The organism is Pseudarthrobacter sp. NIBRBAC000502770, from assembly GCF_006517815.1.
Classification (GTDB): Bacteria; Actinomycetota; Actinomycetes; order Actinomycetales; family Micrococcaceae; genus Arthrobacter; species Arthrobacter niigatensis.
This window is the reverse complement of the sequence record NZ_CP041198.1, coordinates 1,042,073-1,057,736: the sequence shown is the minus strand read 5'-3', so window position 1 is coordinate 1,057,736 and position 15,664 is coordinate 1,042,073. Positions and strand designations below refer to the sequence as shown.

Genomic DNA, 15,664 nt, shown 5'->3' with positions numbered 1-15,664 from the left:
CTTTCATTTCGGACGCGTTTTGCTGCGGGACTAGGATCGTAAGGTGCAGGAACACGTGTCAGACCCAGTTGTAGGGACGCTGGTGGACAACCGCTATGCAGTCACTTCCAGGCTTGCCCGTGGCGGGATGTCCACCGTCTACCTGGCGGTGGACCAAAGGCTGGACCGTGAGGTGGCGCTGAAGGTGCTCCATCCCCACCTCGCTGCCGACGAAAACTTTTTGGGCAGGCTGGGCCGTGAAGCCAAAGCTGCTGCCCGGCTGTCCCACCCGCATGTGGTGGGAGTCCTCGACCAGGGCAATGACGGCAATACCGCCTACCTGGTCATGGAATACATCAAAGGCCATACCCTCAGGGACCTCCTCAGGGAGAGGGGCGGCCTGACACCCCGCCTGGCGCTGGCCCTGATCGATCCGGTGGTGGAGGGCCTGGCCGCCGCCCACGCGGCCGGTTTCATCCACCGCGACGTTAAACCGGAAAACGTCCTGATCGCCGACGACGGCCGGATCAAGATCGGTGACTTTGGCCTGGCCCGTGCGGTCACCAGCTCAACCAGTACCGGCGCCTTGATTGGAACAGTGGCGTACATCTCGCCTGAACTGGTCCTGGGCAAGCCGGCGGATGCCCGCAGTGATGTCTATGCCGTAGGCATCATGCTGTACGAAATGTTGACCGGGCGGCAGCCCTTCGAGGGTGAAGTACCCATCCAGGTGGCGTACCAGCACGTCAACGACGTGGTGGGACCGCCGTCGGACCTGGTCCCGCGGTTGGCCGGCGAGGTGGACGAACTGGTGCAGTGGTGCACCGCCAACGATCCGGAGAACCGGCCCGTGGACGGCAATGCGCTGCTCCAGGAACTGCGCCACATCCGCACCAACCTCACCGACGCGGAACTGGACCTGCAGCCCCCGGCAGCCGCGGCGGCTGCCGGTATGCACCAGACCGAGGTCCTTGGCCGCGCCGGCAACCCGACAACCCTGATGCCCCCCTCCCGGCCGGCTGCACCCGCCTACCCGCCGCGGCAGTACCAGCAGGCGGAGGCCAACCCGACGGAGCAGGTGGCCTACCACCAGCGTCCGGGACTTACGCTGCCCGACGACGACGAGGCCGGCAGCGGCTGGTCTCCCCCGCCGCCGCGGCTGGGCAAGCGGGCACAACGGAAAGTGGACCGGGAAAGCGAGAAACTCCGCGCCGCAGCGGCCGCCACACCGGTGCGAACGCTGCGGGAGGGAAATCCGCGCCGGCGCGGCCTTGTGTGGGTCGTGATCCTTTTCCTCGCGGCCCTCCTGGCAACGGGCGCGGGATGGTTTTTCGGCATGGGTCCCGGTGCAGCCGCCGCGGTTCCCGCGGTGGCCAACAAGACCGTGGCCCAGGCCCAGCAGCTCCTGGACACGGTGGGCTTCCACTCCACCACGAGCGACGTCTTCGACGACGACGTGCCCACGGGACTCGTGGTGGGCAGCGAGCCGGCGGCGGGAACGGAAATACGGAAGTTCCAGCCGGTCTCCCTGCTGGTGTCCAAGGGTCCGCAGCTTTTCCCCCTGCCGGACCTCACCCACGGGAACCTGGACGACGCGAAGATGGCCCTCAACGGGGCGGGGATGGCGCTGGGGACGGTCACGGAAAAGTTCGACGACCAGGCAGCGGCCGGAAGCGTCCTGTCCCAGGATCCAGCCGCCGGCACTCCCGCCCGCCACGGGACACCGGTGGGGATCACCGTTTCCAAAGGTCCGCAGCCACTTCCGGTGCCGTCGGTAGTGGGAAAGAAGGGGGACGATGCCGTTGCGGCCATTGAGGCAGCAGGCCTAACGGCAAAGGTGGCACCGGACCGGGTGTTCGACCGGAATGTTCCGGAGGGCGCCGTCGTCAGCCAAACCCCGGCTGACGGGACGCTCATCCGGGGCGGAACCGTTACCCTGACCCTTTCCAAGGGTCCCAAAATGGTGGCGGTCCCCAGCTTTATCGGCAAGCAGGCCGCCGAGGCGGAACAGGCCCTGAAGAAGCTGGGATTCGAAGTCCGCCGGAACAACATCCTGGGCGGCTTCTTCGGCACAGTCCGGGACCAGTCGCCGGTGAACCGGGAAGTCCCGGAGGGCTCCGTGGTCACCATCACCGTGGTGTAGTCCGGTGGGCCGGCCATGCCGGCCCACCGGGACGCGCGGGCTCCGTCCCTAGTGCTTGGCCAGGGCGCCGGCCACCAGGAAGGCCATCTCGAGTGACTGCATGTGGTTCAAACGTGGATCGCAGACAGATTCGTAACGGTCCAGGAAAGCATCCTGGTCGATCGGGTCGGCGCCGCCCAGGCACTCTGCCACGTCGTCTCCGGTCATCTCCACATGCAGGCCCCCCGGTACCGTGCCCAGTCCGTGGTGCACTTCGAAGAAGCCTCGCACTTCGTCGATGACGTCGTCGAAGTTGCGCGTCTTGTAGCCGTTGGGCGAGGTGACCGTGTTGCCGTGCATGGGGTCGGTGACCCACAGGACCTGTGCCCCGGAGGCGGTGACTTTCTCGACGACGGCGGGCAGCTTCCCGCGGATGTTGCCCGCGCCCATGCGCGTGATGAAGGTCAGGCGGCCGGGTTCGCGTTCCGGGTCCAGTTTGTCGATGAGGCGCAGGGCGTCGTCCCCGGTGGTGGAGGGCCCCAGCTTCACACCGATCGGGTTGCGGACGCGGGAGAGGAAGTCGACGTGGGCGTCCTCGAGCCCGCGGGTCCGCTCCCCGATCCACAGGAAGTGGGCGGAGGTGTCGTAGGGGAAGCCTGTGCGGGAATCGATGCGGGTCAGTGCCCGCTCGTAGTCCAGCAGCAGGGCTTCATGGCTTGCGAAGAACTCCACGCGCTTGAGGGCTTCGAAGTCCGCACCGCAGGAGGCCATGAACTTGATGGCACGGTCAATGTCCCGGGCCAGGGATTCGTAACGGGCATGCGCCGGGTTTTCGGTGAAACCCTTGTTCCACTGGTGAACCGAGCGGAGGTCCGCGAAGCCGCCCTGGGTGAAGGCCCTGATCAGGTTCAGCGTGGAAGCGGAGGTGTGGTAGGCCCGGAGCATCCGGGAGGCGTCATGGCCGCGGGACTCGGGAGTGAACTCATAGCCGTTCACAATGTCCCCGCGGTACGCCGGCAGGGTCACGCCGTTGCGGGTCTCGTCATTGGATGAACGCGGCTTGGCGAACTGGCCGGCCATCCGGCCCATCTTGATGACCGGCATCGCGGCGCCGTAGGTGAGCACCACTGCCATCTGGAGGATGGTCTTGACGCGGGCGCTGATCTTGTCCGCCGTAGCGGCATCGAAGGTCTCCGCGCAGTCGCCGCCCTGCAGCAGGAACGCCTTGCCCTGGGCGGCGGCGGCCAGCCTCTCGCGCAGGACATCCACTTCACCTGCAAACACCAAGGGCGGAAGGATCGACAATTCCTTCACGGAAGCCTCGAACACATCCCGGTCCTGCCAGCTGGGTTGCTGGGAGATGGGGAGGTCCCGCCAGTGGTCCAGTCCGGGATAGTTGGCCGCTCCGCTCTGGGCGGTGCTGGACAGAGAAAAGGCTGGTTTTGCAGATAGCTCAGTCACCCTCTAAGACTAGCGGCAGCGCGGCAGCGGCGGGCACCGGACCGTCACGCTGCCCACTGTCCCCGTCACAACTGCTGCCGGGCCTGCCAAAGGGTTCCGCTATCACCCGGCCTTGGTGCCGTCGTCGTCCTTGACCGCCGGCTGTGGAGCCGCTTCGCCGGCACCGGCCTCCTGGACGAACCCTGCGCCGGAGGCCGCAGGGGCGGCAAGGGGCTCGGCCGCCGCCTGGGGTTCCACGGGCTTGCCGGCAAGCCGCAGCTTCACCACGGCCGCATATTCATCCACGTACTCCTGGCCGGAGAGCCGCAGCAGCCTGGACATGATCTGGTCCGTTACCTGGCGCTGCACTGCCCGGTCCTCAGCCTGGTCCCGGTACTGGGTGAAATCCAGCGGTTCGCCAAAGATCATGCCAATCCTGCGGATATTGGGCAGCCGCTTGCCAATGGGCTGGACCTTGTCAGTGCCGATCATGGCAACCGGGATCACGGGGACCCCCGCCTGCAGCGCCAGCCTGGCAACCCCAACCTTTCCGCGGTACAACCGCCCGTCCGGGCTTCGCGTGCCCTCCGGGTAGATGCCCAGCAGGCCGCCGGCCTCCAGCACGTCCATCCCGGCATTCAGGGACGCTGCGGAAGCGGCGCCCCCTGAGCGGTCCATGGGCAACTGGTTGGTCAGGCGGAAGAACGCTGCCGTAAGCCGGCCCTTAATACCGGTTCCGGTGAAGTATTCCGACTTGGCAAGGAAGACCACCGGGCGCCGCACCATGAGCGGCATGAAGATCGAATCCGAGAACGACAGATGGTTGGAGGCGATGATGGCGGCCCCCTGCGCCGGGATGTTGTCCAGGCCCTTGACCCACGGCCTGAAAAGCAACTTGATCACTGGACCGAGGAAGATCCGTTTCATGACCCAATAGAACACGTGGTGAACCTCTCCGGAAGGCAGCCCCAGGCCCTGCGTCGGGCCTGGCCAGCGATTCAATGCAACCCTACTCTAGTGAGATTTGGCTGGAACAGTGACACGATGGACTCATGACTGAAAGCAGCACCCCGTCCCGTCCGGCCGCTTTCAGTTACCCGGGACATGGCGCCAATGCGCGCACCGGGGTCGCCATTTGCCACGGTTTTACCGGCAGTCCCCTGAGTGTCATGCCGTGGGCAGAGCACCTGGCGGACTTGGGATATGCAGTCTCCGTCCCCCTCCTGCCGGGGCACGGCACGGACTGGCGCCAGCTCGCGCGGACAGGCTGGCAGGACTGGTACCGCAGCTACGAGCAGGCCCTGCAGGATTTGGCGGACCGGACCGATTCCTGTTTCGCCGCGGGCCTGTCAATGGGCGGCGCCATCGCGCTGCTTGCGGCGTCCCGCCATCCGGTGGCCGGGGTCAGCGTGGTCAACCCTGGCCTGAGCTTCTACGACCGGCGGGTCCGGATCATCGGACTCCTTAAGTATGTCCAGCGCACCACCGTCCCCCTCCAGGAAGACCAGACCGGCGCCCCCGCCACCGACGACGGCGACTATTCGCTGACCCCGCTGGCCGCCGTGCATGAGCTCAAAAAACTGTTTCGCGCTGCCGTACGCTCCCTGCCAGCCGTGGACGTCCCCGTCCAGGTCTTCAAGTCGCGCACGGACGCTGTGGTCCCGCCGACGTCGCTGGCCTTGCTTCGGAAAGGGCTGGGCGGAAACCTCGCCGAGGTGGTGGACCTTGCCAGCAGCGGACATGTGGCTACTCTGGACGTTGACGCGCCCTCGATCTTCGCCAAGTCGGGCGAATTCGTCGCCGCCCATGCCCGCCGCACCAGTACCTTGGAGACGCCATGACCTCCGGACCGGACCACAGCCCGTTTTCCAGCGCCTTCAGCGGCGAAGGACCCCGCGCCGGGGTGGTGCTGTCCCATGGGTTTACGGGAAGCCCCCATGGCCTGCGCGCCTGGGCGTCGGCGTTCGCTGATGCGGGCTTCGCCGTCCGGATGCCGCTGCTTCCGGGCCATGGCACCACATGGCAGGACCTGGCACGCACCCGCTGGCAGCAATGGCACGGCGCCCTGGATGACGCCTTCCTGGAACTGGACGCCGAATGCGACCAGGTGTTCGCGGCCGGCCTGAGCATGGGCGGAGCCCTGGCACTGCGCATCGCCGCCACGCGGTCCGTGGCCGGAGTTCTCCTGGTGAACCCGTGCCTGATGATCGACGATCCCCGCGCGCCGCTGGCAGGAATCCTGAAGCTGGTGCTCAAAAGCACCCCATCCATCGGCAATGACATCCTCAAGGCCGGGATGGACGAGGGCGCGTATGCGCGCACGCCTGTGGCGGCCGCCCACGAACTGAACAAGATGGTCCGGGATACGGCCCGGCTCCTTCCCAGGGTCACCGCGCCCGTGCAGGTCTACCGCTCCACCGTGGACCACGTGGTGTCGGACGCCAGCATGAACGTCCTTCGGCGGGGGCTCACCCACGCTCCGCTGGAAGTGGTGCGGCTGGAGAACAGCTACCACGTGGCCACCCTCGACAACGACGCCGACCGCATCTTCGAAGGGTCCGTGGACTTCATCAAGCGGGTCCTGCGCGACTCAGCCGGCCGCCCGGCGGGACCGGGCCAGGAGGTCCGCAGTGAACAGGCCTGACTCCGACCAGCCGGACCAGGGCGCCAACCAGGACGACGCCGTGTGGCTGGACCTCGTGGCCCGCCTCGAATCGGACACCGTGGCCATCCGGCCCGATGCCGCCCCGCGGGAGCAAGCCCCCACCGGCACGGCGGCGGCTGCGCCCGATGCGCCGGCACAGCCCTCCTTCCGCGACTTTGACCCCCTCGGGCTGGCGGGGACTCCGCCTGCCGAAAAGCCTGCAGCTGAACGCGGGGCGGGGCCGCAGGCCGGCCCTGAGCCGGATGTGCCCGCAGCGGGCCCCAGGGACTATGACGTGGACGACGACGGCGGGGAGTTCGTTCCGGAGGAGCCGCCCAGCCTGGCCGGCACGGATCCCCTGACCATGCTCGCCTGGCTCGGGGCCGTGGGCGGACCAGTGGCACTGCTGCTCTCGGCCATGTTCTGGCGGTCGGCACCCCTGCTGGCCATCGTCGGCATCGTGGCCGTCTTCGTGCTGGCAACGGTGTACCTGATCATGAAGCTGCCACAGGAAAAGAACGGCGACGACGACGGCGCAAGGGTTTAGCGCCCCTGCAGCCAGCCAGCCGTCGTCGTCAGCCGTGGACGCGGCTGCTGACGCGGGACAGGTCGGCCGCTCCGATGAGGCCCGCATTGGGGCCCAGGGCCGCCAGTTCGATCCCTGCCGCCGGGCGGAATCCCCGCCCTGTCAGGTTCCGCGCGAACGCCTTGCGGGCCGGCCCCACCAGCAGGTCACCGGCAGAGCACAGCCCGCCGCCGATGACGAACAGGCCAGGGTCCAGGGCCGCGGCCAGATTGGCCAGCCCGAGCCCGAGCCATTCACCGACCTCTTCAATCAGCTCCCGGGAGGCAGGGTCCCCCGCCAGGGCCAGCTCGGTCACGATGGCTCCGGTGATTGCTTCGGGATGTCCGTCCACGGCCGCCAGCAGGTCCTGGGCTACCGGCGAATTGGACCGGGCCAGTAGCCGGGCTTCCCGTCCCAGGGCGTTGCCGGAGGCGTACTGTTCCCAGCAGCCGCGGTTGCCGCATTCACAGCGGTGGCCGCCCGGCATGATGATTTGGTGGCCGAACTCCCCTGCGACGCCGAACCGGCCCCGTTCCACCCTGCCGTCCATCACCATGGCCCCGCCGATGCCGGTTCCCAGAGTGATGCAGACCAGGCGGTCCTCCCCCCGGCCGGCGCCGAAACGCCATTCCGCCCAGGCTGCCGCGTCGGCGTCGTTGGTCAGGAGCACCGGGCGCCGGAGGAGCCGCTGGAGGTTTTCACGCAGCGGCTCGTTGCGCCAGGCCAGGTGGGGGCTGAAGAGGACGGTGCCGCCGGCCAGGTCCATCCAGCCGGCAGCACCGATGCCAACAGACCAGATGCGGTGCCCCCGGCCCAGTTCCTCCACGAGTTCAACGATGACCTGCTCCACCGCCCGTGGATCGGTCCCGGGGGTGGAGCGGCGGGCCTCGCTGAGGATCCGGCCTTCGGCGTCCACCACGCCGGCGGCCACCTTGGTTCCGCCGATGTCGATCCCGATGGCCAGTCCCTTGCGGCCCAGTCGGAGGTGCCCGCCGACGCCCCCATGCAGTTGCCCGGCACGGTGGCTCGCGGGACGTCGGCGCCAGGGTGCCGGTCTTTTCAGGGGGCCGGCCTGATCGCCGGGCAACGGTCCGTACATAGTCCACCATTCTAGGCCGGGAGGCAGGATTGCCTTGACAAAAGCCGTGCTTCGCGGTGTCCATTGACGCATAAGTTACTGGCCAGTAGGTTTGTGTACTGCACTGTTCCGGCCGGGGTACTAGTCTTTAGGCAACCCCTGCGCGGGACTTCAGATATCAAAGGAGCTATAGTGCGCGAATTCAGTGTTCCGCCCCTGGTTGTTGTCCCACCCGAAACCAACATCACGGATCTGGTGTTGCGCCAGGCGGTCAAGCCCAGCAACCCGGCACTGTTTTCGCGCCTGGATGCTGCGGGCACTTGGCGCGACGTTCCCGCCACCGAGTTCCTCGCGGACGTCAAGGCCCTGGCCAAGGGGCTCATTGCCAGCGGAGTGGGCGCCGGCGACCGGGTCGGCATCATGTCCCGTACCCGCTACGAATGGTCGCTGGTGGACTTCTCCATCTGGTTCGCCGGTGCCGTCTCGGTTCCCATTTACGAAACCTCCTCCCCTTCCCAGGTGGCCTGGAACCTCGGTGACTCCGGTGCCGTTGCAGCCTTCGGCGAATCCGCCCACCATGAAAATGTCATCCGGCAGGCGGTCACAGCCGAGGGGCTTACCGACGTGCAGCATGTCTGGCAGCTGGAGGGCCAGGGACTGGACAGCCTCCGGGAGGCGGGGCGCGGCGTCAGTGACGAAGACCTCGAGGCACGCCGCAGCGCAGCCGGGCTGGAGGACGTGGCCACCATCATCTACACCTCCGGAACCACGGGACGCCCCAAGGGGTGCGAACTCACGCACGGCAACTTCGTGGAACTCTCGGACAATGCCCTGGCCATCATCGGCGAGATCGTCCATGAGAAGGCCAAGACCATCATGTTCCTGCCGCTGGCGCACGTGTTTGCCCGGTACATCTCGGTGCTGGCCATGGCTGCCGGAACCACGGTGGCCCACACCCCGGACATCAAGAACCTCCTGGCTGACCTGCAAAGCTACGAACCGACGTTCATCCTGGCGGTGCCCAGGGTGTTCGAGAAGGTCTACAACTCGGCCCTCACCAAGGCCGAAGACGGGGGCAAGGGCGCCATCTTCCACCGGGCCGCCGAGACAGCCATCGCCTACTCGAAGGCCAGGCAGGACGGACGCGTGGGGCTGGGCCTGAAGCTGCGGCACGCGTTGTTCGACAAGCTGGTCTACGGCAAGCTGCGGGCGGCCATGGGTGGGCACGTTGCCCACGCCGTGTCCGGTGGCGGTCCCCTGGGCGAGCGGCTGGGGCACTTCTTCCAGGGCATCGGCCTGCAGGTGCTGGAGGGATACGGGCTTACTGAAACCACCGCGCCCATCACCGTGAACACCCCGTCGCGGATCAAGATCGGCTCCGTGGGCAAGCCCCTCCCGGGCAACTCCGTCAGGATTGCCGACGACGGCGAGATCCTGGCCAAGGGAGTGTGCGTGATGCGGGGGTACTACAGGCGTGACGACCTGACCGCGGAAGCCTTCACCGACGGCTGGTTCCATACCGGGGACATTGGACAGCTCGATGACGAGGGGTTCGTCTGGATCACCGGCCGCAAGAAGGAAATCATCGTCACAGCGGGGGGCAAGAACGTCATCCCGGCCCTGCTTGAGGACCAGATCCGCGCCGACGCCCTTGTGTCGCAGGTCCTCGTGGTGGGCGACAACAGGCCTTTCATCGGCGCCCTGGTGACCCTCGACCAGGAGGCCCTGCCCGGCTGGCTCCAGCGCCACGGCCTCCCCGCGGACACCACCCTCGAGCAGGCAGCGGCCAACCCGGTGGTGAAGGCGGCAGTCCAGGATTTGGTTACCGCAGCAAACACCTCGGTCTCCCAGGCCGAGGCCATCAAGTCCTTCCGCATCGTCCCGGCCGACTTCACGGAAGCCTCCGGCCACCTCACCCCGTCCATGAAGGTGAAGCGGGCGCAGGTGATGAAGGACTTCGAAACGGTCATCGAGGAGATGTACTCGGCCCCGCGCCCCTGACGCCGGCAGCGATGAAAGGGTCTTTCCGCAAGGGAGGGCCCTTTCTCCTTTAACTGTCCGCCCCTGGCCGGGGATCGGGGACTACAGTGGTGGCATGGCTGCCAGCCGCAAACCGCTCGACGACCTGCGTGAAACGCTCGGCCACCTGGCCGATCAGCTCAAGCTGCCCGGATCGGAGCGCGTGGACGATCTTGTGGGCGACCTCATGGGTGCCAGGCCCGGGCCGGCCCGGCCGCTGTCCGAGCTGCAGGCGGAGCTCGACGCGCTGGTTGGGCTGGAGACTGTGAAGGAACAGGTGCGCGCCCTCGTCGCACTGCTGCAGGTCCAGGCGCGCCGCAAAGCGCACGGCCTGCCGGAGGTGGCCACCTCCCAGCATCTGGTGTTCCTCGGAAACCCGGGCACCGGCAAGACCACCGTGGCGCGGCTCCTGGCCGAGATGTACCGGGCGGTGGGCCTGCTGCAGAAGGGCCACTTGGTGGAGGTGGACCGTTCGGGCCTGGTGGGGCAATACGTCGGGCAGACTGCCATCAAGACCGACCGGGTGATCAGGCGTGCCCTGGACGGCGTCCTGTTCATCGACGAAGCCTACGCGCTGGCCCCGGAAGACGGCAGGATGGACTTCGGCCCCGAGGCGATCGAGGTCCTGCTGAAGCGGATGGAGGACCACCGCCACCGCCTGGTGGTGATCGTTGCCGGCTACCCGCGGCTGATGGAGTCGTTCCTGCTCTCGAACCCCGGGCTGCGCTCCCGCTTCGCCCGCGAGATCACCTTCCCCGACTACTCTGTTGAAGCACTCCAGACGATCTTCCACCAGATGCTGGCCCAGCACGAGTACATGCTGGAGCCGGGGGCGGACCAGATGCTGCGCCGCATCTTTACCGGGCTGCACGCGGGCGAGGACTCCGGCAACGCACGGTTCGCGCGCACGTTGTTTGAGCAGGCCCTGAACCGGCAGGCCCTGCGGCTCTCGCTCGACGAGGACCAAAGCCTCGAGTCGCTTGACCGGGAAGCTGTCATGACCCTTACGGCCCACGACATTGCCGGAGCCGCAACGGCCCTGGGCGAAGAGCCGGAGCTGGAAGCTGAGCCGGTACCGGAACCGGGGCAGTCAAAGTGGTGGCGCTGGCTGGCCTGACCGGCCCCCGCCCCGGTTGCACGCAGTCCTGGGTTCGCGGATAGAGACCGTCATGGAACTGCTCCCCGAAGACTGCACTGGATTACCCGGTGCAGTCTTCGGGGAGCAGCCAACGAAGGGGTTGATCCCTTCGGCGCCTTCGGGCCCCTCCTACTGTTCGATGACCAGCAGCAGGTCCCCGCCCTGGACCTGCTCTACCGCGGAGATGGCGAGGCGGGACACCTTGCCGGCCACCGGCGTCGTAATGGATGCTTCCATCTTCATTGCCTCGATGGTGGCCACGGTATCTCCTGCCTTGACCGTCTCCCCCGGCTTGACGGTGACAGTGACGGCTCCGGCGAAGGGAGCGGCCACCTGGCCCGGCTGGGCGGGATCGGCTTTCTCGGCGGCCTTGACGTTGCTGACCACGGAACGGTCGCGGACCACCACGGGGCGGGACTGGCCGTTGAGGGTGCACATGACGGTGCGCATGCCCTTCTCGTCCGGCTCCGACACCGCCTCGAGGGAGGCTATCAAGCGCACGCCACGCTCCAGCTGGATCTCGTGCTCGGTGCCGCGCTGCAGCCCGTAAAGATAATCACGGGTATCCAGGACCGAGATGTTGCCGTACGTCTCCACGCTCTTGAGGTAGTCCTTGGTGGGGCCCTCGAAGAGCAGCCGGTTCAGCGTGTGCTGCCGTGTCTTGGAGTCGGACTTGAGCGCTGCGCTGTCCTCGGCGCTGAGCTCCACGTCGCGGACCTTCACGCTCCTGCCCTGCAGGGCCTTGGTGCGGAACGGCTCCGGCCAGCCCCCGGGAGGGTCGCCGAGTTCGCCCGAAAGGAAGCCGATGACGGAGTCCGGGATGTCGTAGTTCTGCGGGTTCGCTTCGAAGTCGGCGGGATCGGCGTTGAGGCCCACCAGGTGCAGGGCGAGATCGCCAACCACCTTGGAGGACGGCGTGACCTTCACCAGGTGCCCCAGGATCCGGTCCGCTGCGGTGTACATGTCCTCGATCGCCTCGAACTGCTCCCCCAAGCCAAGGGCCATGGCCTGCTGGCGCAGGTTGGAAAGCTGGCCACCCGGGATCTCGTGCTTGTACACGCGGCCGGTGGGGCCTGGCAGGCCGGACTCGAACGGGGCATAGACGCGGCGGACCGCTTCCCAGTAGGGCTCGAGCGAGCTGACGGCGTCCAGGCTGAGGCCGGTGTCACGCGGCGTGTGGGCCAAGGCAGCAACAAGGGCCGACGCCGACACCTGGCTGGTGGTTCCCGCGAGGGATGCGGAGGCCACGTCTACCGCGTCCACGCCGGCGTCGACAGCGGACAGGAGCGTAGCCAGCTGGCCACCTGCGGTGTCGTGGGTGTGCAGGTGGACGGGCAGGTCGAAGCGCTCACGCAGCGCGGCGACCAGCTTGGCGGCGGCAGCGGGCCGGAGCAGCCCGGCCATGTCCTTGATGGCAAGGATGTGGGCTCCGGCGTCGACGATCTTCTGTGCCAGCCCGAGGTAGTAATCCAGGGTGTACAGCTTCTCTTCCGGGTCCAGCATGTCGCCGGTGTAGCAGAGGGCCACCTCTGCCACGGCGGTGCCGGTGGCCCGGACGGCGCGGATGGCCGGAGCCATCTGGCTGACATCGTTCAGGGCGTCAAAGATGCGGAAGATGTCGATGCCGGTGGCGGCCGCCTCGTTGACGAAGGCTTCGGTGACTTCTTCCGGGTAGGGCGTGTAGCCGACAGTGTTGCGGCCGCGCAGCAGCATCTGGATGCAGACGTTCGGCATGGCCTTGCGCAGGGCCGCGAGCCGGTCCCAGGGGTCCTCGCCCAGGAAGCGCAGCGCGACGTCGTAGGTGGCGCCGCCCCAGGCCTCGACGGACAGCAGCTGCGGCATGAGCGCCGTCACGGCGGGGCCGGCGGCGACGAGGTCGCGGGTGCGGACACGCGTGGCCAGCAGGGACTGGTGCGCGTCCCGGAAGGTGGTGTCGGTGACGGCAACGGCATTCTGTTCGCGCAGTGCCTTCGCGAAACCTTCCGGGCCCAGCTCAAGGAGCTTCTGGCGTGAACCGGGTCCCGCCTGCAGGTCCTTGACGTCGGGCAGCTTTCGGGCGGGGTCCGAGTGCACCGCCAGGTCGCCGTTTGGCTTGTTGACAGTGACGTCGGCAAGCCATGTCAGGAGCTTGGTGCCCCGGTCGGCCGAGACCCGGGCCTTGAGCAGTTCCGGACGCTGGTCGATGAAGTTGGTGGCCACATCCCCGGCGATGAAGTCAGGATCATCAAGGACGGCCTGGAGGAAGGGGATGTTCGTGGAGACGCCGCGGATGCGGAACTCCGCCAGGGCGCGGCGGGCGCGGGCAACCGCGGCAGGATAATCCCGGCCGCGGCAGGTGAGCTTGACCAGCATGGAGTCGAAGTGCGGGCTGATCTCGGCGCCGGAGTAGACCGTGCCGCCGTCCAGGCGGACACCGGCTCCACCGGCCGAGCGGTAACCGGTGATCTTTCCAACGTCGGGGCGGAACCCGTTGGCGGGGTCCTCCGTGGTGATGCGGCTCTGGAGGGCAGCGCCGCGAAGCCGGACCGTGTCCTGGGACAGGCCAAGATCGGCAAGGGTCTCGCCGGCGGCGATCCGCATCTGGGCCTGGACCAGGTCCACGTCCGTGACTTCCTCGGTGACCGTGTGCTCCACCTGGATACGCGGGTTCATTTCGATGAAGACGTGCTGGCCCGCCCGCTCGCCTTCAGTGTCAACCAGGAACTCGACGGTACCGGCGTTGACGTAATTGAGCGCCTGTGCAAATTTCACCGCGTCCCGGTACAGGGCCTGGCGGATGTTGTCGTCCAGGTTAGGGGCAGGCGCGATCTCAATGACCTTCTGGTGCCGCCGCTGGATGGAACAGTCACGCTCAAAGAGGTGCATGACGTTGCCCTCTGCGTCCGCGAGGATCTGCACTTCGATGTGCCGCGGCCGCAGGACCGCCTGCTCCAGGAACATGGTGGGATCGCCGAAGGCAGCATCGGCTTCGCGCATGGCCGACTTCAGCGCTTCGGGGAGTGCCTCGCGGGTATCAACGCGGCGCATGCCGCGGCCACCGCCGCCGGCAACGGCCTTGGCGAAAATGGGGAACCCGATCTCATCGGCCGCAGCCAGGAGTTCGTCCAGGTCCTTGGACGGCTCGCTGGACTTAAGGACCGGCACGCCTGCCTCGCGGGCGGCCTTCAGCGCCGCCACCTTGTTGCCGGCAAGCTCCAGCACCTCGGCGGGCGGACCCACGAAAGTGATACCGGCCGCCTTCGCCGCACGTGCCAGCTCCGGGTTTTCCGAGAGGAAACCGTAGCCCGGGTAGATGGCGTCTGCGCCGGCCTCTTTCGCGACCCGCACCACCTCGGCCACGTCCAGGTATGCCCGGACGGGGTGACCTTCCTCGCCAATCAAGTAGGCTTCGTCCGCCTTCTGCCGATGGATCGAGTTACGGTCCTCCTGGGGAAAAACGGCAACGGTCTTTGCGCCCAGCTCATAGCCGGCGCGGAAGGCCCTGATCGCGATCTCGCCGCGGTTGGCCACCAGAACTTTGGAAAACATACTTCTCCTGCATCATTGCGGGTGGATCGATGAGTGGTCACAGTGTCTAGGACCTGCAAGGACAAACACAAATCTTTGTGGCCACGGTCACAGATTTTCCCGTCATGGACCGAACGCTTTGAGCCTGGCTGGCGGAAACCGCCCCGGCAGCACAGTCGGTGCCATGCCGACGCCCGATAAAGCAGGATTCGCCGACGCATCAACATATGATGAGTAGGGCGGCAGGACCGTCCGGCTTCGGCTCTGCCGAGGCAAACATTACCCCCAACACGGCATCCGGCGTTAGGTTTTGGTCTCTCAAGTGCAAGTAGTCAGCATCAGCAGCCTCAAGGGTGGAGTCGGCAAGACTTCCGTCACCACAGGATTGGCGTCTGCGGCGCTGGCCGCAGGAGTCCGCACGCTGGTGGTGGACCTCGATCCGCACGCCGATGCCACCACGGCCCTCGGCGTCCAGCCAGGCGACCAGCTGGATATCGGCAGAATGCTGAAGAGCCCGCGCCGGGCCAAGCTGGCAGAGAATGTAGTGCGCAGCAGCTGGGCCGACCGTGCCACGTCCAACGGTTCCGGACCTGCCGTCCTCGATGTCGCCGTCGGCTCTGCCTACACCGGAATCTATGACCGTCCGGACCTTGGCCGCCGCGATCTCCGCCGGTTGTCCTCCGTACTCGCCGGCGCAGACGATTACCAGCTTGTCCTGGTGGACTGCCCTCCCTCACTCAACGGCCTGACCCGCATGGCTTGGGCAGCAAGTGACAAGGTTGCCCTGGTCGCCGAGCCCGGCCTGTTCTCGGTGGCCGGTACCGAACGGACCATGCGAGCCATCCAGCTGTTCAGGCAGGAGTTCGCGCCCAACCTTTCCCCCGCAGGAATCGTGGCCAACAGGGTCCGGAGCGGTTCCTCGGAACACACCTACCGGCTGGCGGAGATGGAGTCGATGTTCGGCGAACTCCTGCTCAGCCCGCGAATTCCCGAGCAGGCCAACTGGCAGCAGATCCAGGGCGCCGCCCACCCCGTGCACAACTGGCCCGGCGATTCGGCCAAGTCCGCAGCCGCCCTGTTCGATGACCTGCTGTCCAACCTGATGGCTGCAGGATCCGGGCTGCGCAGCCGCGCCCGCTAGGAACACGTCCAACGAGTAGGGGCCACCCTCC

Annotated in this window: 11 protein-coding genes; 7 read left to right on the top strand and 4 right to left on the bottom strand. The window is 67.1% G+C overall.

The genetic code is table 11. From position 1 onward, the window contains the following. The first annotated feature begins 43 nt into the window (after positions 1-43). Positions 44-2,122, top strand: coding sequence for a Stk1 family PASTA domain-containing Ser/Thr kinase (gene pknB, locus NIBR502770_RS05150; RefSeq protein WP_141181226.1), 2,079 nt, complete (start codon positions 44-46; stop codon positions 2,120-2,122). A gap of 48 nt (positions 2,123-2,170) precedes the next feature. Here pknB and NIBR502770_RS05145 read toward each other — a convergent pair whose 3' ends face one another. Both NIBR502770_RS05145 and NIBR502770_RS05140 read right to left on the bottom strand, forming a co-directional pair. Then, the gene (locus tag NIBR502770_RS05145; RefSeq protein WP_141160864.1) at positions 2,171-3,562 is read right to left on the bottom strand and encodes a class II 3-deoxy-7-phosphoheptulonate synthase; all 1,392 of its coding nucleotides are present in this window, start codon (positions 3,560-3,562) and stop codon (positions 2,171-2,173) included. Positions 3,563-3,664: 102 nt separating this feature from the next. Then, entirely contained in the window at positions 3,665-4,483 is an 819-nt protein-coding gene (locus tag NIBR502770_RS05140; RefSeq protein ID WP_141181225.1) for a 1-acyl-sn-glycerol-3-phosphate acyltransferase, read from the bottom strand. Positions 4,484-4,593: 110 nt separating this feature from the next. On the opposite strand from NIBR502770_RS05140, the gene NIBR502770_RS05135 reads away from it, so the two are divergent. From NIBR502770_RS05135 to NIBR502770_RS05125, 3 genes are read left to right on the top strand one after another with little or no spacing between them, the layout of a single operon-like run. Next, positions 4,594-5,382, top strand: a complete 789-nt coding sequence (locus tag NIBR502770_RS05135; RefSeq protein ID WP_141181224.1) for a carboxylesterase — start codon at positions 4,594-4,596, stop codon at positions 5,380-5,382. Then, on the top strand, positions 5,379-6,185 hold the full coding sequence (locus NIBR502770_RS05130; RefSeq protein WP_141160867.1) for a carboxylesterase: 807 nt from the start codon (positions 5,379-5,381) through the stop codon (positions 6,183-6,185). The genes NIBR502770_RS05135 and NIBR502770_RS05130 overlap by 4 nt, the downstream gene beginning before the upstream one ends. Continuing rightward, the gene (locus NIBR502770_RS05125) at positions 6,172-6,732 is read left to right on the top strand and encodes a hypothetical protein (RefSeq protein WP_141181223.1); all 561 of its coding nucleotides are present in this window, start codon (positions 6,172-6,174) and stop codon (positions 6,730-6,732) included. The genes NIBR502770_RS05130 and NIBR502770_RS05125 overlap by 14 nt, the downstream gene beginning before the upstream one ends. Before the next feature lie 28 nt (positions 6,733-6,760). On the opposite strand, the gene NIBR502770_RS05120 is transcribed toward NIBR502770_RS05125, so the two are convergent. Continuing rightward, positions 6,761-7,849 (bottom strand): ROK family glucokinase, encoded by a 1,089-nt coding sequence (locus tag NIBR502770_RS05120; protein WP_246839720.1) that lies wholly within the window; start codon positions 7,847-7,849, stop codon positions 6,761-6,763. A gap of 171 nt (positions 7,850-8,020) precedes the next feature. Here NIBR502770_RS05120 and NIBR502770_RS05115 point away from each other — a divergent pair, with 171 nt between their 5' ends. Both NIBR502770_RS05115 and NIBR502770_RS05110 read left to right on the top strand, forming a co-directional pair. After that, entirely contained in the window at positions 8,021-9,829 is a 1,809-nt protein-coding gene (locus tag NIBR502770_RS05115) for a long-chain fatty acid--CoA ligase (RefSeq protein WP_141181222.1), read from the top strand. Between the two features lie 94 nt (positions 9,830-9,923). After that, complete coding sequence (locus tag NIBR502770_RS05110) at positions 9,924-10,964, top strand: AAA family ATPase (RefSeq protein ID WP_141181221.1); 1,041 nt, start codon at positions 9,924-9,926, stop codon at positions 10,962-10,964. 150 nt (positions 10,965-11,114) lie between these two features. Here the strand turns inward: NIBR502770_RS05110 and NIBR502770_RS05105 are convergent, their stop codons facing one another. After that, positions 11,115-14,513 carry a pyruvate carboxylase gene (locus NIBR502770_RS05105; RefSeq protein ID WP_141181220.1) on the bottom strand — a complete coding sequence of 1,133 codons (3,399 nt, stop codon included), beginning with the start codon at positions 14,511-14,513 and terminating at the stop codon, positions 11,115-11,117. Between the two features lie 301 nt (positions 14,514-14,814). On the opposite strand from NIBR502770_RS05105, the gene NIBR502770_RS05100 reads away from it, so the two are divergent. Beyond that, positions 14,815-15,633, top strand: a complete 819-nt coding sequence (locus NIBR502770_RS05100) for a ParA family protein (protein ID WP_141160872.1) — start codon at positions 14,815-14,817, stop codon at positions 15,631-15,633. Positions 15,634-15,664 lie beyond the last annotated feature (31 nt).

Excerpts from the sequence above, each read along its gene's own strand:
- NIBR502770_RS05135 (WP_141181224.1), top strand. The coding sequence starts at position 4,594 with ATGACTGAAAGCAGCACCCCGTCCCGTCCGGCCGCTTTCAGTTACCCG.
- NIBR502770_RS05105 (WP_141181220.1), bottom strand. The coding sequence starts at position 14,513 with ATGTTTTCCAAAGTTCTGGTGGCCAACCGCGGCGAGATCGCGATCAGG.
- NIBR502770_RS05110 (WP_141181221.1), top strand. The coding sequence starts at position 9,924 with ATGGCTGCCAGCCGCAAACCGCTCGACGACCTGCGTGAAACGCTCGGC.
- NIBR502770_RS05130 (WP_141160867.1), top strand. The coding sequence starts at position 5,379 with ATGACCTCCGGACCGGACCACAGCCCGTTTTCCAGCGCCTTCAGCGGC.
- NIBR502770_RS05120 (WP_246839720.1), bottom strand. The coding sequence starts at position 7,849 with ATGTACGGACCGTTGCCCGGCGATCAGGCCGGCCCCCTGAAAAGACCG.